22 protein-coding genes and 1 pseudogene are annotated in these 25,400 nt (G+C 61.2%); 16 read left to right on the top strand and 7 right to left on the bottom strand.

What is annotated here, in order from left to right:
* Positions 1-13: 13 nt before the first annotated feature.
* Genes Q0478_RS01680 through Q0478_RS01695 form a run of 4 tightly spaced genes read right to left on the bottom strand, consistent with a single transcriptional unit; the run spans position 14 to position 4,565 of the window.
* Positions 14-955, bottom strand: coding sequence for an ABC transporter permease (locus Q0478_RS01680; RefSeq protein WP_298675600.1), 942 nt, complete (start codon positions 953-955; stop codon positions 14-16).
* Positions 955-2,019, bottom strand: a complete 1,065-nt coding sequence (locus Q0478_RS01685; RefSeq protein WP_298675602.1) for an ABC transporter permease — start codon at positions 2,017-2,019, stop codon at positions 955-957. The genes Q0478_RS01680 and Q0478_RS01685 overlap by 1 nt, the downstream gene beginning before the upstream one ends.
* Positions 2,019-3,569: an ABC transporter ATP-binding protein gene (locus Q0478_RS01690; RefSeq protein WP_298675510.1), complete on the bottom strand. Its 1,551-nt coding sequence runs from the start codon at positions 3,567-3,569 to the stop codon at positions 2,019-2,021. Before Q0478_RS01690 ends, Q0478_RS01685 begins: the two co-directional genes overlap by 1 nt.
* 6 nt (positions 3,570-3,575) lie before the next feature.
* Positions 3,576-4,565, bottom strand: a complete 990-nt coding sequence (locus Q0478_RS01695; protein ID WP_298675512.1) for a BMP family protein — start codon at positions 4,563-4,565, stop codon at positions 3,576-3,578.
* A gap of 317 nt (positions 4,566-4,882) precedes the next feature.
* Here Q0478_RS01695 and Q0478_RS01700 point away from each other — a divergent pair, with 317 nt between their 5' ends.
* From Q0478_RS01700 to Q0478_RS01745, 10 genes are all read left to right on the top strand, one after another.
* On the top strand, positions 4,883-5,509 hold the full coding sequence (locus Q0478_RS01700) for a TetR family transcriptional regulator C-terminal domain-containing protein (RefSeq protein WP_298675514.1): 627 nt from the start codon (positions 4,883-4,885) through the stop codon (positions 5,507-5,509).
* Between the two features lie 614 nt (positions 5,510-6,123).
* Positions 6,124-6,501 carry a MerR family DNA-binding transcriptional regulator gene (locus tag Q0478_RS01705; protein ID WP_298675516.1) on the top strand — a complete coding sequence of 126 codons (378 nt, stop codon included), beginning with the start codon at positions 6,124-6,126 and terminating at the stop codon, positions 6,499-6,501.
* A gap of 104 nt (positions 6,502-6,605) precedes the next feature.
* A complete protein-coding gene (locus tag Q0478_RS01710) occupies positions 6,606-7,013 on the top strand; it encodes a MerR family DNA-binding transcriptional regulator (protein ID WP_298675518.1) in 408 nt (135 codons plus the stop codon).
* 26 nt (positions 7,014-7,039) lie between these two features.
* Positions 7,040-8,815, top strand: a complete 1,776-nt coding sequence (locus Q0478_RS01715) for an acyl-CoA dehydrogenase C-terminal domain-containing protein (protein WP_298675520.1) — start codon at positions 7,040-7,042, stop codon at positions 8,813-8,815.
* Positions 8,816-8,835: 20 nt separating this feature from the next.
* Complete coding sequence (locus Q0478_RS01720) at positions 8,836-9,048, top strand: hypothetical protein (protein WP_298675523.1); 213 nt, start codon at positions 8,836-8,838, stop codon at positions 9,046-9,048.
* Between the two features lie 24 nt (positions 9,049-9,072).
* Positions 9,073-10,212, top strand: a complete 1,140-nt coding sequence (locus tag Q0478_RS01725; RefSeq protein WP_298675526.1) for an acyl-CoA dehydrogenase family protein — start codon at positions 9,073-9,075, stop codon at positions 10,210-10,212.
* Positions 10,213-10,501: 289 nt separating this feature from the next.
* On the top strand, positions 10,502-11,134 hold the full coding sequence (locus Q0478_RS01730) for a glutathione S-transferase family protein (protein ID WP_298675529.1): 633 nt from the start codon (positions 10,502-10,504) through the stop codon (positions 11,132-11,134).
* A gap of 30 nt (positions 11,135-11,164) precedes the next feature.
* The gene (locus Q0478_RS01735; protein ID WP_298675532.1) at positions 11,165-12,376 is read left to right on the top strand and encodes an acetyl-CoA C-acetyltransferase; all 1,212 of its coding nucleotides are present in this window, start codon (positions 11,165-11,167) and stop codon (positions 12,374-12,376) included.
* Positions 12,377-12,385: 9 nt separating this feature from the next.
* Positions 12,386-12,859: a hypothetical protein gene (locus Q0478_RS01740; protein ID WP_298675535.1), complete on the top strand. Its 474-nt coding sequence runs from the start codon at positions 12,386-12,388 to the stop codon at positions 12,857-12,859.
* Positions 12,856-15,054, top strand: coding sequence for a 3-hydroxyacyl-CoA dehydrogenase NAD-binding domain-containing protein (locus tag Q0478_RS01745; RefSeq protein WP_298675537.1), 2,199 nt, complete (start codon positions 12,856-12,858; stop codon positions 15,052-15,054). The genes Q0478_RS01740 and Q0478_RS01745 overlap by 4 nt, the downstream gene beginning before the upstream one ends.
* A 235-nt stretch (positions 15,055-15,289) precedes the next feature.
* Here the strand turns inward: Q0478_RS01745 and Q0478_RS01750 are convergent.
* Positions 15,290-15,946 (bottom strand): annotated as a pseudogene (locus Q0478_RS01750) (sulfotransferase family 2 domain-containing protein).
* Between the two features lie 9 nt (positions 15,947-15,955).
* Positions 15,956-16,861 carry a DMT family transporter gene (locus Q0478_RS01755; protein ID WP_298675539.1) on the bottom strand — a complete coding sequence of 302 codons (906 nt, stop codon included), beginning with the start codon at positions 16,859-16,861 and terminating at the stop codon, positions 15,956-15,958.
* 105 nt (positions 16,862-16,966) lie between these two features.
* Between Q0478_RS01755 and Q0478_RS01760 the strand changes: the two genes are divergently transcribed.
* From Q0478_RS01760 to Q0478_RS01785, 6 genes are all read left to right on the top strand, one after another.
* Entirely contained in the window at positions 16,967-18,598 is a 1,632-nt protein-coding gene (locus Q0478_RS01760; protein ID WP_298675542.1) for an AMP-binding protein, read from the top strand.
* A gap of 175 nt (positions 18,599-18,773) precedes the next feature.
* Positions 18,774-19,799 carry a hypothetical protein gene (locus Q0478_RS01765; protein WP_298675545.1) on the top strand — a complete coding sequence of 342 codons (1,026 nt, stop codon included), beginning with the start codon at positions 18,774-18,776 and terminating at the stop codon, positions 19,797-19,799.
* A gap of 162 nt (positions 19,800-19,961) precedes the next feature.
* Positions 19,962-20,822, top strand: a complete 861-nt coding sequence (locus Q0478_RS01770) for a xanthine dehydrogenase family protein subunit M (protein ID WP_298675547.1) — start codon at positions 19,962-19,964, stop codon at positions 20,820-20,822.
* 3 nt (positions 20,823-20,825) lie between these two features.
* Entirely contained in the window at positions 20,826-21,305 is a 480-nt protein-coding gene (locus tag Q0478_RS01775) for a (2Fe-2S)-binding protein (RefSeq protein ID WP_298675549.1), read from the top strand.
* On the top strand, positions 21,305-23,551 hold the full coding sequence (locus Q0478_RS01780) for a xanthine dehydrogenase family protein molybdopterin-binding subunit (protein ID WP_298675552.1): 2,247 nt from the start codon (positions 21,305-21,307) through the stop codon (positions 23,549-23,551). Before Q0478_RS01775 ends, Q0478_RS01780 begins: the two co-directional genes overlap by 1 nt.
* A 1-nt stretch (position 23,552) precedes the next feature.
* Positions 23,553-23,798 carry a MoaD/ThiS family protein gene (locus tag Q0478_RS01785; protein WP_298675554.1) on the top strand — a complete coding sequence of 82 codons (246 nt, stop codon included), beginning with the start codon at positions 23,553-23,555 and terminating at the stop codon, positions 23,796-23,798.
* Between the two features lie 123 nt (positions 23,799-23,921).
* Here Q0478_RS01785 and Q0478_RS01790 read toward each other — a convergent pair whose 3' ends face one another.
* Entirely contained in the window at positions 23,922-25,292 is a 1,371-nt protein-coding gene (locus Q0478_RS01790) for a lytic murein transglycosylase (RefSeq protein WP_298675557.1), read from the bottom strand.
* Positions 25,293-25,400 lie beyond the last annotated feature (108 nt).

The raw sequence follows: 25,400 nt of genomic DNA on the forward strand, positions 1-25,400 counted from the left end.
CTTTTGCAGTGCATCATCGTTGTCCTTTGAACCAAGGGGTCAATAAGGCGCGTGGATAGTCGGCAGATCGCGCGGCGATGACAAGAGCGATGATGGACAGGATATAAGGCGCCATCAGGAAAACTTGCCCAGGCACCAATGCGCCCATTTCAGTTTGCAACCGCACTTGCAGCGCGTCGAAAGCGCCAAACAAAAGCGCACCCAGCAGGGCCTTTCCCGGTCGCCAGCTGGCAAAGATCACTAGCGCAATGCAGACCCAACCGCGCCCGTTGACCATACCAAAGAAGAAGGCGTCAAAAGCGCTCATTGTCAGGAACGCGCCCCCAAGTGCCATCAAGGCGGACCCAGCCAAAATCGCGCCCATGCGCAGACCATAGACGGACAGACCTTGCGCATCCACACTGCCGGGATTGTCACCCACGGCCTTGATTGCCACGCCAAGCGCCGTGCGGTTCATCACATACCAAACCAGCGCAACCATCAACAGCGCTAGCCATGTCAGCGCTGTTTGCTGGAACAGGACCGGGCCGAGAAACGGCAGGTCAGACAGGATAGGGATATCCAGCGCGCGAAACGGCTCGATGCGCGGCGGCGAAGACACGTCGGGCAACGCGGTCCGATAGGTGTAGTAACTGACCGAGGTGGCAAACAGCGTGATTCCAAGGCCCGAGACGTGTTGGGACAGGCCCAAAGGCACCGTTAGGATGGCGTGCAATAGCCCAAAGAACGCGCCAGCCAATGCCGCGACCAAAACACCGCCCCAAAGCCCAGCACCAAGCCAGACGGCCATCCATCCGCACATCGCACCAACGACGAAGATGCCTTCGATCCCGAGGTTCAGGACACCAGCACGCTCGCAAATCAACGCGCCGAGCACACCAAAAATCAGGGGCGTGGCGATGCGCAACGACGCCGCCCAGAAGCTCTCGGTCATCAAAATGTTCAAAAGGTCCATCATGCTGTAGCCCCTTTGGTGCGCAAGATGCGGTACTTGGCCAGAAACCCGCCAACCAGGACGCAGAGCAGCGACATGGAAACCACCAGATCGGCAAGGAAAGACGACACGCCCATGGCGCGGCTCATGCTGTCAGCACCGACGAAGACTGACGCGATGAAGAGGGCCGCGATGACAACACCAACTGGCGACAAGCCCGCCAACATCGCAACGACAATGCCGGTGTAGCCAAACCCGGGGGACAGATCAGCCGTCAGATAGCCCTTTAGCCCGGCCACTTCGGATACCCCGGCGAGCCCGGCCAGCGCGCCAGAAATCGCTGCCACGCCAAACAAGGAGCGGCGCACATTGATGCCTGCGTGCCGGGCAGCAGCGGCGTTTTCTCCGACCGCCCGCAGTTTGAACCCCCAGACGGACCGCGCCAGCATGAACTGCGCAATGGCTGCCAGAACAAGCGCAAGGATCAGACCTGAATGCACCCGCATTCTGTCCATCAGTGGCGGCAGCACGCCCTGGTCCAGCACCGGTGCTGATTGCGGCCAACCCAACCCCATTGGGTCTTGTAGTGGGCCTTCGAGCATCATCTGAAGAAAGATCAGAATGATGAAGTTTAGCAGCAAGGTCGTCACAACCTCATCCGCGCCAAAGCGCACTTTCAGATAGGTTGGGGCCATCATACCTGCTGCTCCGGCGGCTGCGCCCAAGACGATGATCAGCGGTAACAGCAGGATGCCAGAGATGTCGAGCACCCCCGACCCAATAGCGACCGCTGCGATAGCGCCTAGATAAAGCTGTCCCTCGGCCCCGATATTCCAAAGCTTGGCGCGAAACGCCAAAGCCGCGGCAAGCCCGGTGAATATCAACGGCGTTGCGCGCGTCAGCATTTCGGATACGGCAAAGACCGATCCAAAAACACCTTTGATCATCTCGCCATAGGCGGTGATCGGGTTTGCCCCCGCGGCCAGCAATGGAATGGCCGCAAAGGCGAGTGAAATGACAGCCGAAAGGATAGGAATACCAACGGCAAACACGCGGGACGGATTTTCGCGCGGCTCAATGCGGATCATGTCGGTTCTCCTGCCATCATCAGGCCGATTTGCTCACGGTCATGGGTTGCGGCTTCAACAATATTTCCATCCCGGATCACAACGATCCGATCGGCAAGGCCCAGAATTTCGTCAAGATCTTCTGAGATCAGAACAACGCCTGCACCGCGCTCGCGGGCTTCCAACAAGCGCCGACCGACCTCTGCCGCTGCACCCATGTCAAGGCCGCGTGTGGGTTGGTTCGCGAGGATTAGCCGGGGGGAGCGTTCAAAAACACGCGCCAGGATCAGCTTTTGAATATTCCCGCCTGACAACAATCTGGATGCGGCGATGACGCCGGGGCCGCGTACGTCATAGGCTTTGGCAAGCTTTTCGGCATTGGCCTGAATGGCGTCGCGCTTCAGCAATCCTCGTGATTGGATGGCAGGATCATCAAGTCGTTCGATTACCATGTTCTCGGCTACGCTCATCGCTCCCACAATCCCTTCGTGATGACGGTCTTCGGGGATGCGCCCGATACCCGCCTTCACCATAGCACCCGGGCTTGGTTTTGGAATGTCCTGGTCATCCACCGTGATCGTCCCGGCGCTTGGTTGTGCGAGCCCTGAAATCACACTGGCCAGCCCGCTTTGCCCATTACCGGAGATGCCGGCGATGCCCAGAATTTCGTGGGCGTTTACGGTCAGGTTGACGCCTTTTAACGTATCGCGCTTGGCGCGCCCTTCGACCGATATGCTCGACAGCTTCAACACCGGCGCACCGGGCGCCATTTCTGTGCGTGCGACTTTGGGCGTATCCGCCCCGACCATCATGCGCGCGATGACTTTTTCATCGGCATCTGCAGTGGCCATCTCTCCTACTTTCTTGCCGTGGCGCAAGACAGCAATGCGATCCGAAAAGGCGAGAACCTCGCGCAGTTTGTGGCTGATGAAAATCACGGACAAGCCATCTTTTGTCATCGCCTTGATATTGTCGAACAGCGTGTCGGCCTCTTGCGGGGTCAGGACCGCCGTGGGTTCATCAAGCACCAGAATGCGGGCATCGCGATAGAGTGCTTTGAGGATCTCAACCCGCTGACGTTCGCCGACAGACAGCCGCCCCACAGGCACATTCAACGGCGCATTTAATCCACTGCGCTCAATAATGCCGTCGATCTTGGCCTTGGCGCTGTTGCGATTGCGCCGGAAGCCGTGCAGCGGTTCAGACCCGAGAGTGATATTGTCGAGCGCGTTGATGTTTTCAGCCAGTGCGAAATGCTGGTGCACCATGCCAACCCCTGCGGCCAGCGCAGCCTGGGGATGGCCTAACGGCAAGGCATGCAACGTGCCGCTTTCGTCAGCGACTTCAACTGTGCCCGCTTCGGGCAGATAGTGCCCGAACAGCATGTTCATCAGCGTGGTTTTGCCCGCGCCGTTTTCACCCAAAAGGGCCAGCACTTCACCTTTTTCAAGGGTCAGGCTTACATCATCATTTGCAACCACCGAGCCGAAGCGTTTGCTGAGCCCAGTGAGCCTGAGAGCAGTGGATTGTGTCATAAAATGGTCGGGCTGGCGCTGCCGCCAGCCCATGCGTCTTTAATTGTCAGAAACTGGACGGTCATCGTTCACGTTCACACGGAACAGCCCACCCAGAATTTCAGCTTCACGTTCCTTTACGGCCGCTGCTGTTTCCGCCGCAACAAGGCTTTCGTCCATGACAAGCGAACCGCCGCCATACGCCATAAAGCTGTACTGGCCATAGTCCGACGCCTCAAACGTGCCACCTGCAACGTTTGCCACGGCTTTGTCGATGGTCGCCTCCATGTGCCACAGGGCAGAGGCCATGATGGTCCCAGGATAATCACCAGAGGTATCGATCACGTTGCCGATGGCCTTAACGCCACGCTCAACCGCTGCGTCGGACACGCCAAAACGTTCCGCATACATCACGTCTGCGCCTGCATCCATCATCGCAAATGCGCTTTCTTTGGCTTTCGGCGGGTCGTACCAACTGTCGATGAAGTTCACCATGAACTTCACATCCGGGTTCACTTCGCGCGCGCCATCCATGAAGGCATGCATCAAGCGGTTCACTTCAGGGATCGCATATCCGCCAACCATCCCAATCAGGTTAGACTCGGTCGCAGCACCGGCAACCATGCCGGACAGATAGGATGGTTCGTGAATCCAGTTGTCGAATACGGAAAAATTTGGCGCGACCGGCCCAAAGGACGAGCCCATCAGGAACGCCGTCTCGGGGTAATCCGTCGCCACTTTGCGCGCAGCGCGCTCAAGTCCGAACACTTCACCCACTATCAATTGTTGGCCTTGCTCGGCATATTCGCGCATCACCCGCTCATAGTCGGTGTTGGCAACATTTTCCGAAAACACATACTCGATATCGCCCCGCTCTGCGGCCGTGTTCAGTGCAAGGTGAATCCGGCTGATCCATTGCTGTTCGACGGGCAATGTATAAATTGCAGCAACCTTCACCTTTTCTGCGGCAGCAACGCCGGCCGCCAAAAGGGTCGACCCCGCGACCATGGCAGCCAGCAACGCCCTTTTCGTTAGCGATATTCTTGACATGTCATCCTCTCCTGTTCGGTATTTTGAATGTTAATTTTTTCACAGTATTCGTCACCTCGGGTTGCTTGGCGCAGCGCCTTTGCTTCCTGTCAGAGCTCCACAAGCTGGGTAGGTTGTATGTTTGCTGGCAGTGTCTTCGGCCCCCATTCCAATGCCACACGGGTGGATGCTGAGAAGATTTAGGTGTCCGGTCAAGAATTTTCTGCACAATCGTGCGGAAAGCTTCCAAATCTGATCGGATTTGTTAATTTGATAGGCATCAGGTGTTCAAACAGGACGTTTCTCGGCCAACGCACCGTTCAAAGGATTGAAACAGCGTGGAAAAGCAAAGCGGCGGAATACAGATCCGTCATCGCGAAGAAACAAGGGCGCAAATTCAGCGGGCCGCTGAACGTGTCTTTGCGGATTACGGTTTCGTAGGCGCGTCATTTAGCCGGATCGCCGCTGAAGCTGGTCTGCCGAAATCCAACATCGTCTATTACTATCAAACCAAGGAAAAACTATACCGAAATGTGGTCGAGAACATTTTCAATGTCTGGCGTGAAGCTGCGGATGTCCTGTCGCCGGAACGCGATCCGATAAATGCTTTGGGCGACTACATCGAAACCAAGCTGGACCTCGCCCGAACGCGCCCCTATGGCTCCAAGGTCTGGGCAAACGAAGTCATCCAGCGCGCGCCCGTCGTACAGGACTACCTGGAAAACGAACTGCGCCAATGGACCGATGATCGGATAGCAGTGATCGAATACTGGATCGCACAAAAGCAAATCAGGCCTGTCAGTGCACGGCATTTGCTTTATGCAATCTGGGCGACCACGCAGCATTATGCTGACTTTAAACACCAAATCAGAACATTGAACGATGATCTGGAACTGACAAATCAACAATGGGAAGAGACGAAGCACTCGCTTCGAGAGATTTTGCTGGAAGGCGTAAAACTCTGATCTGATCGACATCTTCAAATTTGCGGTACTGTTGATCACGCCTGCGAGGCAGGAGGCTAATCCAGTCCAACGGCAATGTCCCCAATGTTGGCTTGAAAAGAACTCTAGGTCGAGTGTCGCGCGCCAGCATCTTTGCAGCCATTTAAAATTTCCGATTTACGCGCCGAGGGCGCTTCTGTCTTTGGTCTAAAGCCTCCAAGAGGAGACCTTGGTATGGCCACGCTCAACATCGGCTTCGTCCCACGTCTGAGTTTCCGGATCGGACTCTTGCGAAAGTTCAGTTTCGGTTCGAGCCAAATCGAAGCCCTGAATGACTGCTTCGGTGACTTGCACTGTCGTGAAATAACAAACGTTCTGCACGGGCGAGGAAATGCTGCGCTAGCAATAGCCGCGTGAGCAAAAGGCAGGTTCGTCCGCATTGCAGACCCCATCTCCATTCACCGCGCATGTCTGTTCCAGATCCATTCACCCGAGATTTGGGCCGAAACTGCGTGATGTGCTTTGCCTGCCGGTTTCAGACATTCCGTTGCATCATGTCAAAGGGGCGCGGCGTTGCATGGCCCGCCTTGTGTCTTGTGGCGCGGCGCAATAGGTTCTGCGCGAGGAGACCAACGATGAGCGATACACGGCTGACTTTCAAAGAAATGTGCGCCCAGTTTGACGTTACCCCGCGCACGTTGCGCTATTACGAATACATCGAGCTGCTACAGCCCGAGCGCGAAGGGCGCGCGCGCCACTACACCCCCCGCGAAATCGCCCGCATGAAGCTTATCATGCGTGGCCGCCGCTGGGGGTTTCCTTTGGAAGACATCCGCCAGTTTCTGCTCATCTATGAAGAAGAAGGCACCAAAGCCCAGCTGCAACGCTGGATCGACATGGCCTCCAAGCAGCTTCTTGAGCTCGAAAAACAGCGCGACGACATCAACGCCGCAATCCGCGAGCTGGGAGACAGCCGCAGCGAGACGCTCGCGCAGCTCAAATCCAAAAAGTGACGCAACGTCTTCTTTACGTCAACGTCAAGTCATCCTTGAACGACTCATAAATCCTTTGCACCTAAGGCAGCACAAGGCTGTTGCCAAAGCTGTTGGAGGTCCGCATGAGCGACACGGATAAACAAATGACAATTCGCGAGATGTGCGAGACATATGATGTCACGCCGCGCACTCTGCGTTTTTACGAGGCCAAAGAGCTGCTTTCGCCCTTGCGCGAAGGTCAAAAACGCCTCTTCACCCGCCGCGACCGCGCCCGCCTCAAGCTGATCCTGCGCGGCAAGCGCTTTGGCTTCTCGCTGGAGCAAATCCGCCAGCTGCTCGAACTCTATTATATCGGCGATCAGCAACAGACCCAGCTCCAGCGCACCCTGGACATCGCCCGCGAGCGCCTCGCCGGTATGGAGCGCCAGCGCGCCGAGCTTGACGAGGCCATCACCGATCTCAGCCACCAGATATCCGACGTGGCTGTAACCCTCACAGAAATGTCGCAGCCGCGAGACGCTGCCGAATAATCAATACCCAAGGGAGACCCCGAGATATGCCGAGCTATACCGCCCCGCTTAAAGACCTTCAGTTCGTCTTGCATGACGTGCTCAAAACCAGCACCGCCAACACACCGGGCTACACCGAGCTAGACCCCGAGTTTACCTCTGCCGTCTTGCAAGAGGCGGGAAAGATCTGCTCTGACGTGCTTGCGCCGCTCAATGCCGTGGGCGACAAAGAGGGCTGCACATTGGAAAACGGTGTCGTGCGGGTGCCCACTGGCTTTCAGGAAGCCTTCGATCAGGTCCGGGCCGGCGGCTGGACGGGCCTTGACATGCCCGAAGAATTTGGCGGCCAGGGGATGCCCTATGTGCTGGGCACCGCCGTCGGCGAGATGTTCTCGGCGGCCAACCAGGCCTTCACCATGTATCAGGGCCTGACCCATGGTGCCGCCTCGGCCATTCTCGCCCACGGCACAGACGCGCAAAAAGCCACTTATCTGCCCAAAATGGTCAGCTGCGAGTGGACGGGCACAATGAACCTCACAGAGCCGCACTGCGGCACCGATCTGGGCCTGATGCGCACCAAGGCAGAGCCGCAGGCAGATGGCAGCTACAAGCTCACGGGGCAGAAAATCTTCATCTCCTCCGGCGAGCATGAAATGTCGGACAACATCATTCACCTGGTGCTGGCCAAAATCCCCGGTGGCCCCGAAGGCATCAAAGGGGTGTCGCTCTTCATCGTGCCAAAATTCATCGTCAACGAAGATGGCACCCCCGGCCCGCGCAACGGCGTCAGCTGTGGCGCCCTGGAAGAGAAAATGGGCATCCACGGCAACTCCACCTGTGTGATGAATTATGACGCGGCCACCGGCTATCTGCTCGGAACCGAGCACAAAGGGATGCGCGCCATGTTCACCATGATGAACGAAGCCCGTATCGGTGTCGGGATGCAGGGGCTGGCGCAGGCAGACGCCGCCTATCAGAACGCGCTGATCTACGCCAAGGACCGCCTTCAGGGCCGCGATGTCACCGGCGTGAAAAACCCCGATGGCCCCGCCGATCCGCTCATTGTCCACCCCGATGTGCGCCGCATGTTGATGGATCAGAAAAGCTTCATCGAAGCCGCCCGCGCCTTCATCCTCTGGGGCTCCACCCTGATTGATGCGGCCCACCGCTCCGGTGACGAAGCCGCCGATGGCCTCATCTCGCTGATGACCCCGGTCATCAAGGGCTTCCTCACAGATGTCGGCTACGCCATGACTGTTGAGGCCCAACAGGTCTACGGAGGCCACGGCTATATCGAGGAATGGGGCATGTCCCAATTCACCCGCGACGCCCGCATCGCCATGATCTATGAAGGCGCCAACGGCGTTCAGGCGCTCGATCTGGTGGGCCGCAAACTGGCGCAAGACGGCGGCAAACATGTCATGGCCTTCTTTGACATGGTCAAAACCTTCTGCGCCGAGCAAAAAGATGTCGAGGGCATGGAAGCCTTCGTGGAGCCCCTCAAGAAAGCATCCAAAGATCTTCAGGCCGCGGGCATGTTCTTCATGCAGAACGGCATGAAAACCCCCAACGCCGCGCTCGCCGGCTCGACCGACTTCATGCACCTGATGGGCCATGTCTGCCTTGGCCTCATGTGGGCACGCATGGCGCGGGCCAGCCTGGATGCCCTTGCGTCAGGCACCTCTGACGCAGCGTTCTATGAGACGAAGCTCGCGACAGGCCGCTACTATATGGCACGCCGTCTGCCTGCCACGGCCCTGCACCTTGCCCGAATCGAAAGCGGCGCAGACACCGTGATGGCACTCAGCGAGGACCAGTTCTAACGCCAAGGAGCCACGCCTTCATGCCCAAACGCTTCCGCCTCACCCGCCGCTTTCCCGCCGCCATGACGGAAGACGGCTACCGCAAGCTCAAGGCCTTTGCGGCCGAGGCGGGGCTGGATGAAGGCGAGGCCCTGAGTTTTCTGTTTGAGAACTTCGACAGCGTGATGAACCACGAAAATCTGACGGCGCGCCTCAGGCTCTTCAACACCGAGCTTGACGCGCGCAAACGCTAAATTCTTCCGGGGAGGGAAAGATCAATGGCTTCCAGCTGGATGACCGAAGAACATCAAATGATCGCCGATATGACGCAGAAGTTCATCACCGAGGAATGGATGCCTCAGTATGACAAATGGCGCAAGCAAGGCGAAATGGACCGTGAAACATGGCAGCAAGCCGGCGAGCTGGGCCTGCTCTGCCCCTCCATCCCCGAGGAGTACGGCGGCGCCGGCGGCGATTTCGGCCATGAAGCCGCGATCCTGATCGAAGGCAGCCGCGCCAACCTGGCCAGCTGGGGCCATGGCATCCATTCCGGCATCGTGGCCCACTATATCCTGCATTGCGGCACCGAAGAGCAGAAAAAGCGCTGGCTGCCCAAGATGGTGTCCGGCGAAATGGTCGGCGCGCTGGCCATGACAGAGCCCTCCGGTGGCTCGGATGTGCAAGGCATCAAGACCCGCGCCATCAAGGATGGCAACGCCTACCGCCTCTCAGGGCAAAAAACCTTCATCACCAACGGCCAGCACGCCGACCTGATCATCGTCGCCGCCAAGACCGACCCGAAAGAAGGCTCCAAAGGAACCTCGCTGATCGTGGTGGAAACCGACGGCGCGACAGGCTTCTCGCGTGGCCGCAACCTTGAGAAAGTCGGCTGCCACGCCGCCGACACCTCCGAGCTGTTCTTTGACAATGTCGAAATCCCGCCCGAAAACCTGCTCGGCGGCGAAGAGGGCAAGGGCTTTTACCAGATGATGCAGCAGCTCCCGCAAGAGCGCCTGATCATCGGCTGCGGCGCCGTGGGCGCCATGCAAGGCGCTTTGGAGCGCACAATCGCCTACTGCAAAGAGCGCGAGGCCTTCGGCGGCCCGATCATGCAGTTCCAAAACACCCGGTTCAAACTGGCGGAATGCAAAACCAAATATACCGTTGCCCGCGCCTTCCTGGACGAATGCATGAGCGAGCACCTGCGCGGCGAGCTCACGGTCGATAAGGCCGCCATGGCCAAATACTGGCTCACCGACACCCAAGGCGAGGTGCTCGATGACTGCGTGCAGCTCTTTGGCGGCTATGGCTTCATGATCGAGTATCCCGTCGCCGAAATGTGGGCCGACGCCCGCGTGCAGCGCATCTACGGCGGCACCAACGAGATCATGAAAGAACTGATCTCAAGGAACCTCTGATGCCACAAACCGCTGCGCCACTCCTCCAGTGCCGGACGCTCCGCGGGGAGTATTTCAAGCAAGATGAAGCCTCAAAGCTGACCCTGCCTCACCGCGCGGCACGCGTGGCCAGCGCTAAGAGGCAGGGCTTCACCTTGCACGGCCATCGGCTCTCCAGCCTGTTCCGCAGCTCAAACTGTAGCGCAGCTTCATTAACAATCTCTTACGCTGCTTCATCTTGCAGACAATACTCCACGGGGGTGCGGGGGTGTGAAACCCCCGCTGCGCCAGAACACAGAGGAACCACGCTATGACACTCAAACTCCATTGCTTCGGCGAATCCGGCAACGCCTATAAAGCCGCGCTCGCGCTGGAGCTCTCCGGCCTGGACTGGGAGCCCGTCTACGTTGATTTCTTCGGCGGTGCCGCGCGCACGCCCGAGTGGCGCGCCAAGAATGTCATGGGCGAGGCCCCCGTTTTAGAGGACGGCGCCCTGCGGCTCACCCAATCCGGCGTGATCCAGCAGTATATCACCGATAAATCCGGCAAGTTCGGCGGTGCGCCAGAGGACACATACGAGGTGCTCCGCTGGGTGCTTTGGGACAACCACAAAATGTCTTCCCAAGCCGGCGTCACCCGCTTTTTGATGAACTTCCTGCCCGAAGACAAACGCCCCCACGAGGTGATCGCCTTTCTGCAAGGCCGCCTCAAAGGCGCCTACGCCACGCTGGATACCCATCTTGAAGGGCGCGACTATATCGTAGGCGCAGAGCTCACAAACGCAGATCTGTCCAATTGCGGCTACCTGTTTTACCCCGAGCCTTTCGGGTTCACCCGTGCGGACTGGCCCAACATCGACCGCTGGCTCAGCAATATCGAAAACACCGAAGGGTTCAAATACCCTTACGATCTTATGCCCGGCAGCCCCGCTGACCGCGCCTGATTTTTACGTCACACGTTAAGGAGACGAGACATGACCGAAGCTTATATCTACGACGCCGTGCGCACCCCGCGTGGCAAGGGCCGCGCCGATGGCAGCCTGCATGAAGTGTCCGCCGCGCGCCTCTCGGCCGTGGCGCTCAACGCGCTCAAAGAGCGCAACAACCTTGAGGGCCACGCCGTCGAGGATGTGATCTGGGGCAATGTTACCCAGGTTGCCGAGCAGGGCGCCTGCCTTGCGCGCACCGCCGTTCTGGCCTCTGAGCTGGATGAAAGCATCCCCGGCCTTTCCATAAACCGCTTCTGCGCTTCGGGCCTTGAAGCGGTGAATGTTGCCGCCAACCAGGTGCGCGGCGGCGCGGGCAACGGCTATATCGCCGGTGGCGTTGAGGCCATGAGCCGCGTGCCCATGGGCTCTGACGGCGGAGCCATCGCCGTTGATCCGGCCATCGCCATTGACAACTACTTCGTGCCCCAAGGCATCTCCGCCGATATCATCGCCACCAAATACGGCTTCACCCGCGACATGGCCGACGCCATGGCCGTCGAAAGCCAGAAGCGCGCCAAAGCGGCGTGGGATGCGGGCCATTTCTCCCGCTCCGTCGTGCCTGTCTATGATGTCAACGGCCTGCCCATCCTCGCCTATGACGAGTTCATGCGCCCCCAAACCGACATGCAGAGCCTCGGCGCGCTCAACCCCTCCTTCAAGCAGATGGGCGAGGTCATGCCCGGGTTCGACAAGATCGCGATCCTGAAATATCCGGAGCTCGAGCGCGTCAATCACATCCATCACGCGGGCAACAGCTCCGGGATCGTCGATGGCGCAGCCGCCGTGCTCATCGGCAACAAGGAGCTGGGCGAACAGCTCGGCCTCAAGCCGCGCGCGCGCATCCGCTCCACCGCCAAGATCGGCACAGATCCGACCATCATGCTCACAGGCCCCGTGCCCGTGACCGAGAAAATCCTGCGCGAAAGTGGCATGAGCATCAGCGACATCGACCTGTTTGAGGTGAACGAAGCCTTCGCCTCCGTGGTCATGCGCTTTGAGCAGGCGTTCGGGGTCGATCACGCCAAAGTCAATGTCAACGGCGGCTCTATCGCCATGGGCCACCCGCTCGGCGCAACCGGCGCAATGATCCTCGGGACGCTGATGGACGAGCTTGAGCGCTCTGACAAAGAGGTGGGCCTGGCCACGCTCTGCATCGGATCGGGCATGGGCGCAGCCACAATCATCGAGCGCGTCTAAGCCACCATGATGAGCGCCCAGGACATATATCAAGCCCATCTTGATGCCGTTTCCGAAGCCTTGTGGGAGCATGATTTCGAGCGCGTGCTCGATCATATCAGCTTCCCCTCCTTTCTGGAGACGGATGACGCGCTCTTGCGGATCAACAACCGCGAGGCCTATCTCCCCTCGCTCAAGACCTTCCGTAAGACGCTTCAACGCCTTGGTGCCACCGCCTACCACAGGCTCTGCCGCGAAGCCGCCTTCGCGCCAGAGGATCCAAACCGGATTGAAGGCATTCACGAGACCTATGCGCTGGCCGGAACACGACCCGTCTTGCCACCCTATCTCAACCAGATGACGCTGGTGCACAAAGCCGGCCGCTGGCTGGGGGCGGGCCTGCGCTCGGCCACGCAGAATGCCCAATCCATGATTATCACACATCCCGAGCCAGACGCTGGCTTAACAGCCGCAGCGGCTGCGAAACAGGAGCACAGAAAATGACCGATTTCACCATGACAAAAGATGCCGAAGGCATCGCCACCATCCTCTGGGACACCTCAGGCAAGTCGATGAATGTGATGAGCATTCAGGGCTTTGCAGACCTCTCTGACCTTGTTGATGACGCCCTCGCCGATGACGCCGTCAAAGGCATCATCATCACCTCGGGCAAAGCGGGCAGCTTCGCTGGCGGGATGGATCTCAACGTCATCGCCAAGATGAAAGATGACGCCGGCGACGCCCCCGCACAGGGCCTGTTTGACGGTGTGATGAACATGCACGCCGTGCTGCGCAAGATCGAGCGCGCGGGCATGGAGCCCAAGACAAACAAAGGCGGCAAGCCCATCGCCTGCGTTCTGCCCGGCACAGCGCTCGGCATCGGCTTTGAGATTCCGCTCGCCTGCCACCGCATCTTCGCGGCCAACAACCCCAAGGCCAAGATCGGCCTGCCCGAAATCATGGTCGGGATTTTCCCCGGCGCAGGCGGCACAACCCGCCTCGTGCGCAAGCTCGGTGCAATGGCCGCCGCGCCCTTCCTGTTGCAAGGCAAGCTCTCTGACCCCACGCGCGCCAAGCAAGCCGGCCTGATTGACGAGGTCAGCGATGACCCGATGGCAGATGCCCGCGCCTGGGTGCTCTCAGAGCCCAAAATCGTGAAACCCTGGGATGAAAAGGGCTACAAAATGCCCGGCGGCACCCCCTACCACCCCGCAGGTTTCATGACCTTCCTTGGCGCCTCCGTCATGGTGCATTCCGAAACCCAAGGCGCGTTCCCCGCCGCCAAGGCGCTGCTCTCGGCTGTCTACGAAGGCGCGCTCGTGCCCTTTGACACGGCCCTTAAGATCGAGACCCGCTGGTTTGTCCACACATTGATGAACCCAAGTTCTGCTGCCATGATCCGCTCGCTCTTCATCAACAAGGAAGCGCTGGAGAAAGGCGCGGTCCGCCCCGCCGATGTGGCCGATCAAAAGGTCAAGAAGCTCGGCGTCCTCGGCGCAGGCATGATGGGCGCAGGCATCGCGCTGGTGTCCGCTCAGGCCGGTATGGACGTGGTCCTGATCGACCGCGACCAAGCGAGCGCCGACAAGGGCAAAGCCTATACCGCCACCTACATGGACAAAGGCATCGCCCGCAAAAAGGCCACGCCGGAGAAGAAAGAGGAGATGCTCGCGCGCATCACCGCCACCGCCGATTTGGACGCGCTCAAAGACTGTGATCTCATCATCGAGGCAGTGTTTGAAGACCCGGCTGTGAAGGCCGAGATGACCAAAAAGGTCGAAGCCGTGATCCCCGAAGACTGCATCTTCGCCTCCAACACCTCGACCCTGCCGATCACCGATCTGGCCAAGGCCAGCGTGCGCCCCGAACAGTTCATCGGCATCCACTTTTTCTCGCCCGTCGAGAAAATGCTGCTGGTCGAGATCATCAAGGGCCGCGAAACCGGTGATGTCGCCGTGGCCAAGGCGCTCGACTATGTGCGCCAGATCCGCAAGACACCGATCGTTGTCAACGATGCGCGCTTCTTTTATGCCAACCGCTGCATCATCCCCTATATCAACGAGGGCCTGCGGATGCTCACCGAGGGCGTCGCGCCCTCGCTGATTGACAACGCCGCGCGCCAGCTCGGCTTCCCTGTCGGCCCCTTGCAGCTCAATGACGAAACCTCGATTGATCTGGGTGCCAAAATCGCCCGTGCCACCAAGGCCGCCATGGGTGCAGACTACCCCGACAGCCCCGGCGATGATCTCATCTTCTGGATGGAGGCCGAGGGCCGCTTGGGCCGCAAGGCCAACGCCGGCTTCTTTGACTATGACGAGAAGGGCAAGCGCACAGGCTTCTGGCCGGGCCTGCATGAGAAATACCCACGCGCCGAAGAGCAACCCAGCCTCATCGAAGTGCAGGAGCGCCTCATGTTCGCCCAGGTGCTAGAGGCCGTGCGCGCGCTGGAAGACGGTGTGCTCATGGACATCCGCGAAGGCGATGTCGGCGCCATTCTGGCCTGGGGCTTCGCGCCCTGGTCCGGCGGACCGCTCTCCTGGCTTGATATGATCGGCACACCCTATGCCGCCGCACGCACCGCCGAGCTCGCCGCCACCTACGGCGAACGCTTCGCCACGCCTGCGCTGCTCAAGGAAATGGGCGACAAGGGCCAGAGCTTCTACACCCGCTTCGCGGCTCAGTCCGAAAAAGCCGCCTGAAACCACCCCGTCCCGCCCCTTTTTTCTTGCCAGAAATATCCCGGGGGTGCGGGGGCTGGCCCCCGCATCGGGTCGGCGCTTCACAGAGCGAAGCGCCTACACAAAAAAGCGAAAGGCTGCGCCGCAAAGCGTGGCCTTTCGCTTCTCAGGATGCCCGGCGCGGCCCACTGAGTCAGGGATTGCCCGGCAAGCCACGGGCCAGATTTTTACCACCAGCACACAGCTTGCGGTGGCTTCAGCGCACGCCCTCAAACCTGTAATCAAAAGCCTCTATATCTTGCGCACATAGCTCGGCCACAAACGCCGCGTCATCTGCGCTGTAATAGCTGCGGTAGTCGCGCCTGCGCGCACTCTCGTTCTGCCGCGGCAGGCGCAGCTCAAAGCCGAGGTGCTAAAACAAGGGCTGCGCATCGGCCTCAAAATGCTCCAGCCTGATGTAAAGCGCCTCATGCGCCCGCCCGTCACTGGCGCGCATATAGCTTTCGTAGGGGTGCGTTTTCATCGGCCCCGCCACAGCAGGCGCGCGCAGAAACTGAGCAAAGCCAAGCGTCTTGGCCGTGGCCACTGCCGGGTGCTCAAAGCTCTGCGCCTTCAGCCAGTGATAATAGCTCACCATCCGGTCCCAGGGGTTGCGCACCAGCGTAAAGCGCAACATGCCTGCCAGCGCCTCAGCACTCACAAGCCCTTCGATGTCTGCCAGCGTCGCGTGCTTCCAGAGCCGCCCGCGCGCGTCAGCATCCTTGAGCTTGCGCCGCCGCTTCCGCGCCTTGGGCGTGTCGCCCAGCATCATGTCGTCGCGCATGGCCCGCGCCTCCAGCGCCAGCGCCAGAGAGGTCCCCCCCGTCTTGGGAATATGCACAAAAACAAAGCGGCGGCCGCGCGAAATGATCATGCCCCAAGGCTAGCTTTGCCGCGCGCGCAAGGCAATCACAGAACCGGCCAGAATGATCAGCAAAATCCCCGCCATCTGCCCGGCCGCCAGCGTCTGGCCAAACCAGACAAAGGCAAAGAGCGGCCCGAAGATCATGATCGAATATTCAAAGATTGCCACATAAGAGGCCTCGCCAATCTGATAGGCCCGCGTCAGACAGAACACCCCGACAATCGAGGCCAGCACATGCGCTACAAGCAAGAGCCCCACGCCCTCCATCGGCCAGGCCCAGCCACGGGTGACAAAGGCCAGCGGCCCGTCACTCTCCTGCACGCCCCAGAGCCCGATCACGGCAAGCCCGATCAGCCCCAGCGCGCCCTGCATCCCCATCGTGCCCGCCAGCAGCGTGCAGGTGCTCTCCCCGTCACACATCCGCCGCGTGATCACGGCATTGAGCGCATAGAGAATACCGCCAATCAGCGGCACAACCACAAGCGGGCTAAAGCTCGCCGGGCTGATCTGGAGCACAGCCAACGTGCCGGCAAAGCCGACAAGCACCGCGCCAATGCGAAACACCCCGATCGGCTCACGCAGAAAAACTGCCGTGATCACCACAACAATGATCGGCGAGGTGAACAGCCCGGCAAGCGATTGGGCAATCGGCAGAAAGGCCAGCGAGGCAAAGTAGAACAGCATGGCCGAAGCAAAGAAAAAGCTGCGCAACAACACAGGGCCCCAATTGCGGGGCCAAAAGCGCTGCTTCAGCCCGCGCGACAGCAGCCAGATCACCGGCAAGGCAATCATCAGGCGGATCACATACATCTGCCACAGGCTGATCACCTCAGCCATGACAACGATAAAGTTATCAACAACACCCAAAATGAGCATACTCGCCATCATCCAAAGCGCTGCCGCAAGGGGCCTGGTTTCGCTCATGTCATTTCCGCCTTCATATGGTCGCACTTGGGCTTTTCAAACCCGTCGCCTTGGGGATAGTCTCCCCCAAACCCGACATAAGCGGGAAAAAACAGGGAGAAGACAATGGGCCAAATGCGCGATGAAACCGGCTTGGGCAAAACTGCGGCCAATTATGTGCCGCTCACACCGCTTTCACACCTCAAGCGCGCCTCCTATATCTTCCCCGACCGTCTGGCCGTGGCCTATGGCACACAGCACCGCAAAACCTACGCCGAATATCACGCCCGTGTCAGCCAGCTCGCCTCGGCCCTGGCCCGTGCAGGCATCGCGCCCGGAGATGTGGTGACAACCCTTCTGCCCAATATTCCCGCCCATGCCGAGGCCCATTTCGGTGTGCCCGCGGCCGGTGCGGTGCTCAATGCGGTCAACACCCGGCTCGATGTGGCCACCATCACCTATATCCTGGAGCACGGCGAGGCCAAGCTCGTGCTGGTGGATACAGAGTTTCTGCCCCTGCTCGAAGAGGCCGTCGCCGCCCTGAGCACCCCCGCCCCGCAGATCATCGAAGTGGCCGATCCTTCCGCAGGGCACCCCGCCACCGGGCGGCATCTTGAGTATGAAGACTTCCTCACCACAGGCGATGCCCGCTTTGACTGGATCCTGCCCCAGGACGAATGGGAGAGCCTCGCGCTCAACTATACCTCCGGCACAACAGGCCGCCCCAAAGGCGTGGTCTATCACCACCGCGGCGCCTATCTCATGACCATGGGCACGGTGGTCAGCTGGCAGCTCACCCTGCGCCCGGTCTATCTCACCATCGTGCCGCTGTTTCACTGCAACGGATGGAACCATACCTGGATGATGCCGCTTCTCGGCGGCACCGTCGTCTGCTGCCGCAACATCACCGCCAAAGCGATCTATGACGCCATCGCCGAAGAAGGCGTCACCCATTTCGGCGGCGCGCCCATTGTTCTCAACACGCTGGTCAACTGCGAGGATGCCGACAGACGCAGCTTTGATCACACCGTGCAGGTGTTTACCGCCGGAGCGCCGCCCCCCGCCGCCACTCTGGCCGCCATCGAGCCTCTGGGCTTCAACGTCACACAGGTCTACGGCCTGACCGAAACATACGGCCACGTCACAGAATGCCTCTGGCGCGCCCGCTGGGATGACGCCCCCGCCGAAGAGCGCTACGCCATCAAGGCCCGCACCGGTGTTCTGATGCCGATGATGGACGAAGCCGTGGTGCTTGACCCCGAAACAATGGCCCCCGTCCCCCACGACGGGGCGACACAGGGCGAAATCATGATCCGCGGCCACACCGTCATGAAAGGCTATTTGAAAAACCCCGAAGCCACGGCCGAGGCCTTCAAGGGCGGCTTCTTTCACTCGGGGGATCTGGCCATCCAGCATCCCGACACCTACCTGCAAATCATGGACCGCTCTAAAGACATCATCATCTCCGGCGGCGAGAATGTCAGCTCGGTGGAGGTCGAAGGCGTGCTCGCCTCCCACCCCGCCGTGTCGCTCTGCGCCGTGGTCGCCAAGCCCGATGACAAATGGGGCGAGGTCCCCTGCGCCTTTGTCGAGCTCAAGCCCAACTCAACGGCCAGCGAGGAAGAGCTGATCGCCTTTGCCCGCGCAAAGCTCGCCGGCTTCAAAACCCCGAAAAAAGTGGTTTTTCAAGAGCTTCCCAAAACTTCCACAGGCAAGATCCAGAAATTCGAGCTGCGCAAAACCGCCGCCGGGCTTTAAGCGCGTCCAAACACCGCCCTGTCCCTTTCTTATTGCCTCAAATATCCTGGGGGAGCGCGAGGGGGTGAAACCCCCTCGCCCCCCGCGGCGCAGCTTTGCTGCGGCGCAATCCCTCTTTCCCCGTCCCGCCAGCCCATGCTAACCTTGCCAAAAGAGGCAGCAGCAGGCCCACCCCATGACAGCACTCGAAGAATATGACCGGATCGAGGCCACAGGCCTCTGGCGTGCCACGCCCAAGGCCCAGCGCCGCGAGGTCATCGTCTCCATTGGCAACGCCACGCTGAAAATCACCGATCACAACGACACCGCGCTGGCTCATTGGTCCCTCGCGGCCATCCAGCGCGCCAATACCGGCAGCGATCCGGCCATCTTCCACCCTGACGGCGACAAAGGCGAAACCCTCGAGCTGGCCGCCGATGAAGCCCAGATGATTGCCGCCATCGAGAAACTGCGCCAGAAAATCAACCGCACCCGCCCCCACCCGGGGCGCTTCCGGCTCTGGGCCGGGGTCGGTCTTGGCCTGGCCCTGCTGGGGCTGGCGCTCTTCTGGCTGCCTGGTGCCGCGCGTGATCATGCCCTGCGGGTGGTTCCAGCCGTCAAACGCGCCGAGCTGGGTGCAAGCCTTCTGGCGCGCATCACCCGCGTTTCAGGACTGCCCTGCGCCGCTGGTGAGGGCAGCCGCGCCCTGCGCAAACTCGGCGCGCGCCTGCCCTCTCCGCAGGGGGCCGCGCGGCTGGTTGTGCTGCCTGGCGGAGTGCGCGAGGCCAGCCACCTGCCCGGCGGGGTGATCCTGCTCAACCGCGCCCTCATCGAAGATTTCGAAGAGCCCGACGTGGTCGCCGGCTATATCATCGCCGAACACCTCACGGCCGGGCTTCAAGATCCGCTGGCCGATTTCCTCAACCACGCCGGCGTCTTCGCCACGGCCCAGCTGCTCACAACAGGCCACGTCGGGGAAGCCGCACAAGACGCCTATGCGCGCCACCTGCTCACCCGCGCCGCCACGCCGCTGCCCACGGCCACGCTGTTGGCCGGCTTCTCGGCCTGGTCCGTGCGCGCCAGCCCCTATGCCTATGCACGCGACATCACCGGCGAAGAGACCCTGGCGCTGATCGAGGCCGATCCCTTCGCCCACCGCGCCCCCGAACCGCTTCTGAGCGATAACGACTGGCTGCGCCTGCAAGCCATCTGCGGCGGCTAAGCCCCGCCCCCAAGGCCGATCACGGGAAGTTTTCCCACAGCGACACCCTGTGTCGCGCCCCGCCCTTGCCAATCCCCCACGGTTTGGCGAAGGTGGTCAGGATCGGCAGACTCACCGGGCTGAGCGCCAGACACCACCGATGCCAAAGCGGGAGAAACGGGTATGAAATTTGAAACCCCCCAGACAGTTGAGCAAGCCGTTGCGCTGCTTGCCGCCGACAGCGGCGCGCGCGTGCTGGCGGGCGGCACCGACCTGCTCGTGCGCCTGCGCGCAGGCCACATCGCGCCCTCGGCCATTGTCGACATCAAGCATATCGACGGCATGGGCGAAATCACCCAACAGGCCGACGGCGGCTGGCGCATTGGCGCAGGCGTGCCCTGCGCCGCCATGGGCGAACATGCGGGCCTTGTGGCCGATTACCCCGGCGTCGTCGAAGGGGCCGAGCTGATTGGCTCGACACAGGTGCAGGGCCGCTGCACCATGGTCGGCAATCTCTGCAACGCTGGCCCCGCGGGCGACAGCGTGCCCGCGCTGGTGGCCGCAGGCGCCATGGTGCGCGTCGCGGGCCCGAACGGCACGCGCGATGTGCCAGTGCTGCATATTCCCACAGCCCCAGGCAAGACGTCTCTGGCCAAGGGCGAGTTTGTAACCTCGGTCTATCTGCCGCCCCGTGGCGCGCGCGGCGGCGATGCCTACCTGCGCTTCATTCCGCGCACCGAGATGGACATCGCCGTGGTCGGCTGCGCGGTCAACGTGATCCTTGAGGAAGATGGCACAGTCGCCTGCGCAGGGGTTGCGCTTGGCGCGGTTGCGCCCACGGTGCTGCTGGTGGCCGAGGCTGCCGAAGCCCTCATCGGCACAAAATGTGACGATGCGGCCCTTGCAGCCTGCGCCGCCGCCGCCACGGCCGCCGCCACCCCGATTGATGACAAACGCGGCACAGTGGCCTTCCGCAAGGATGTGTCCGGCGTGCTCGCCCGCCGCGCCGCCAAGCTGGCCTACGTGCGCGCCAAAGGAGACTAAACCATGAGCCGTATCCATGTATCCACCACCATCAATGGCGATGATGTCGACTACCTCTGCGAAGCAGGCGACACGCTGCTCGATGTGCTGCGCGACCAGCTCGATCTGACCGGCTCCAAAGAGGGCTGCGCCTCGGGCGACTGCGGCGCTTGCACCGTGCGCCTTGATGGCCGCCTCGTCTGCGCCTGCCTCGTGCTGGGCGCCGAGGCCGAGGGCCGCTCTGTCGAGACAATCGAGGGCATGGCCGAGGGCGAAGAGCTGCACCCGCTCCAGCGCAACTTCATCAACAAGGCCGCGCTGCAATGTGGCATCTGCACACCCGGCATCCTCGTCGCCGCCAAGGATCTGCTGGAGCGCAACCCCGATCCCACCGAGGAAGAAGTCCGCTACTGGCTCGCGGGCAATCTTTGCCGCTGCACGGGCTATGACAAGATCATCCGCACAGTCCTTGAAACTGCCGCCGAAATGAGAGGAGCAGCCTGATGGCCAAAGACGAGTTCCAATCCCGCCAGTTCAAAGTCGTCGGCACGCGCGTTCCGCGCCCCGACGGGCTCGATAAAGTCACAGGCCGCGCCCGCTACGGCGCGGATATGACCGCGCCGGGGATGCTCTTCGGCTTCTGTCTGCGAAGCCCCCACGCCCACGCGCGCATCCGCGCGATTGATACCTCCGCAGCCGAGGCCATGAAAGGCGTCAAGGCCGTGGTCACCCGCGCCGATTTCACCGTGACCCCCCAAGATCAGGGCACGCGCGACATCCTCGACAATGTCATGGCCGGCGCGAAAGCGCTCTATGATGGCCACACCGTCGCCGCCGTCGCCGCCACCTCGCGCTCCGTGGCGCTGGCCGCTCTGAAGGCGATCAAAGTCGATTACGAGGTGCTGCCCCATGTCACCGATGTGGACGAAGCCATGAAGCCCGAGGCCCCCGTGCTCCACGAGGGCCGCCAGCAGGAAAGCGTGCCAGAAGGCTATAGCCAGAACGTGCTGGCGCGCAGCCAGTATGGCCACGGCGATGTGGAAGCGGGCTTTGCCAAGGCCGACCTGATCGTAGAACGCAGCTTCAAAACCGCCGCCACCCACCAAGGCTATATCGAGCCGCACGCCTGCCTCGCCTCCATGGGCAACGACGGTCAGGGCGATCTCTGGTGCTGCACGCAAGGGCATTACATGGTGCGCAACACCTGCTCCGCCATCATGGGCATGGAGGCAGGCCGCCTCAAAGTCACAGCCTCCGAGATCGGCGGCGGCTTCGGCGGCAAGACAACCGTGTTTCTCGAGCCGGTCGCGCTCATGCTGTCCAAAAAGTCGGGCAAACCCGTCAAGATGACCATGGCGCGCGAAGAGGTGCTGCGCGCCTCCGGCCCCACAGCCTCGACCAGCATCGACATCAAGATCGGCATGACAAAAGACGGCAAAATCACCGCCGCCCAGGGCGACTTCCGCTACCAGAACGGCTGCTTTTACGCCATGAACGGCGCGCTCGGCGCCATGTGCGGCTTTGCCCCCTATCATCTGGAAAATGTCGAGACAGTCGGCTGGGAAGTGGTCACAAACCGCCCCAAAGCCGCCGCCTATCGCGCACCCGGCGCGCCCATGGCCGCCTTTGCCGTGGAAAGCGTGATCGACGAAATGGCCAAGGAACTGGGGCTCGACCCGATCGAGCTGCGCCTGAAAAACGCCGCCGACGAAGGCACAAAATCGGCCTATGGCCCGACCTACCCCGCCATCGGCCTCAAAGCTACGCTCGAGGCGGCCAAAGCGCACCCGCATTGGTCCGCGCCGCTGGGTCCAAATCAAGGCCGCGGCGTCGCCTGCGGCTTCTGGTTTAACTTCGGCGGTGATACCTGCGTGTCGCTGATGATCAACCCCGATGGCACCGTCTCGCTGTCTGAGGGCAACCCCGATATCGGCGGCTCCCGTGCGAGCATGTCGATGATGGCCGCCGAAGAGCTGGGCATCCCTTACGAGCAGGTCCGCACCGTCATCGCCGATACGGCCACACTGGGCCAGAACGAGGTCACAGACGGCTCCCGCGTCACCTTCGCAGTGGGTCTGGCCACAATCAAGGCCGCCCGCCACGCCATCGAAATCATGAAGGCCCGCGCTGCGCAGCTCTGGGGCATCGCGCCCGAGGCCGTGGAATGGGTCGATGGCGCGGCCCAACCCGCCGGGCCAAACGCGGGCAAATTTCCGCCCATGACACTCAAGGAAATCGCCGAAACCGCCTCCAACACAGGCGGCCCCATCGCGGGCCACTTTGAAGTCAACGCCGAAGGCGCAGGCGTGAGCTTCGGCACCCATATCGCCGATACAGAGGTCGATCCCGAAACAGGGGCCGTCAAAGTGCTGCGCTACACGGTGTTTCAGGATGCCGGCAAAGCCGTGCACCCCGACTATGTCGAAGGCCAGCTTCAGGGCGGCGCCGTGCAAGGCATCGGCTGGGCGCTCAATGAGGAATATATCTACGGGGAGGACGGCACCCTGCAAAACGCGGGCTACCTTGACTACCGCATCCCCGTGGCCTCCGATTTGCCGATGATCGACCCGGTGATCCTCGAAATCCCCAACCCCGGCCACCCCTACGGCGTGCGCGGCGTGGGCGAAACAGGCATCGTGCCGCCGCTGGCCACACTGGCCAATGCGGTCAGCCGCGCCGCCGGCGTGCGCCTGACAAGCCTGCCCATGTCTCCCCCCAAAGTGCTGGCCGCGATCAAAGCCAAGGGCTGATATGGTCACGGTCACCCTCTGGGGCAGCCTTGCAGAGCTGGCGGGTGGTCAACGCGAACTTGAGGTGGAGGCCACAAACCTGCGCGAGCTGCTCACCGCGCTCGCGCAGGGCCACCCCGCCCTGCGCCCCCAGCTTGATCGCGGCGTCTCGGTCTCCATTGATGGCAAAATCTACAATGACAGCTGGTTCCAGCCGATCCACGAGTCCAGCGAAGTGGTCCTTCTCAACCGGCTCGAAGGTGGCTAGCGGTGCGCAGTGAGTATTTAGAGCAAGATGAAGATCAAGCCCGACTGCGCTTCATCTTGCTCCAAATACTCACTGCACCGGGGCCAAAACCGCAGAGCGCGTTTTGAGATCATAGCACGGTGGTCAGCGGCGCTTGATATGCTCAAGCAAGGCTTCGGAAGCATAGCCATCCGCCGTGAGGCCATTGCGGCTCTGATAGGCCTTGATTTGTGCCTTTGTGTTGGGGCCGATCTTGCCGTCAATCTTCTCCAGCGCGTGACCTTTGTTTTTGAGCAGGCGTTGGAGCTCTTTGATTTCGTCCTCCCGCAAGGGGCGTTCTCCGGGGGCAAAATTGCCAATTAGCGGCGCGGCGCCTTTCAGCCTGTCGGCGAGATGCCCCACGCCAATGACATAGGCGTCCGCCGCATTGTAGCGCTCGATGGCGCGGAAATTCTTCTCGAAAATCATCAGCGCCAGCCCGCGCCCGCCCTCCGGAAAGAGGATCGAAGCCGCGCCGAAATCGCGCACCGCGCGCCCCTGCATGTCGGTCACGCCCAGCTTGGCCCAGTCACTCGGCATTTTCTGAGTCTTGCGGCGCGCCAAGCCGCGGTTGAACCCTGCCGGCAAGCGCACCTCCACCCCCCAGGGCATTCCCTTCTGCCAGCCAGAGCGTGCGAGGTAAGCTGCCGTGGAGGCCAGGGCATCAGACGGGTCGTTGCTCCAGATGTCGCGTTTGCCATCGCCGGTGAAATCCACAGCAAAAAGCTCATAAGAGGTGGGGATAAACTGCGTATGCCCCATCGCCCCCGCCCAGGAGCCTTTCAGCTGTGCGGCCGTTGTATCGCCGCGCTGCAAGATCTTGAGCGCCGCCAGAAGCTGTTTGGCAAAGAATTCACCGCGTCGCCCGTCATAGGCCAATGTGGCCATGGCTTCGATCACATTATAGTCGCCCTTGATGTTGCCATAAAAGCTCTCAAGCCCCCAGACGGCGGTGACAATCTCTTTTTCCACACCATATTTGCGCTCGATCGCCTCCAACTTGCGGCGGTGCTTGCGCAGCATCTGCTGGCCATCGGCGACGCGCTTGTCGGAGGTGGCATTGGCAAGATACTCCCAGATGGTCTTGGTGAACTCGGCCTGATTGCCATCCCGGGCAATCACCTCGCTGTTGTAGCGGATGCCGCGAAAGGCGCGCTCAACCAGCGCGGGGTCAAGCCCGGCCTGCACAGCGCGGGGCTTGAACGCCGCGATCCAGCGCTGGAAACCGGCCTCTGGGCTGCTGGCAAGATGGAGCGGCGCGGCGCGGCCATCCTGCGCCCCGGCCCGGCCCGGGCGCGCCACCGGCCGCAGCGTGGGGGCCAAGGCCGCGATTGGCCGCACCGAGACGACCTCCCCCCCAGCGCCCGAGCCGGGGCGCAACACGGGCCGCAGCGAGAGCTCAACCGTGCTGGCCAGAGCAACTGAGCCGCACAGGGCGGTGATGATGAGTGAAAGTCCAAGCCCCTTTTGAAGCATGTCATGCGCCTTTTTGCTGCCTGTCTCGCCTGTTGCGATGAGCCTAGCGCGAAACAGATTTTTCTGAAAGAGCCGTCTCGATCCAACCACAAGACAGCGCGCATGGCA

Source organism: uncultured Lentibacter sp. (assembly GCF_937123735.1).
GTDB lineage: Bacteria > Pseudomonadota > Alphaproteobacteria > Rhodobacterales > Rhodobacteraceae > Lentibacter.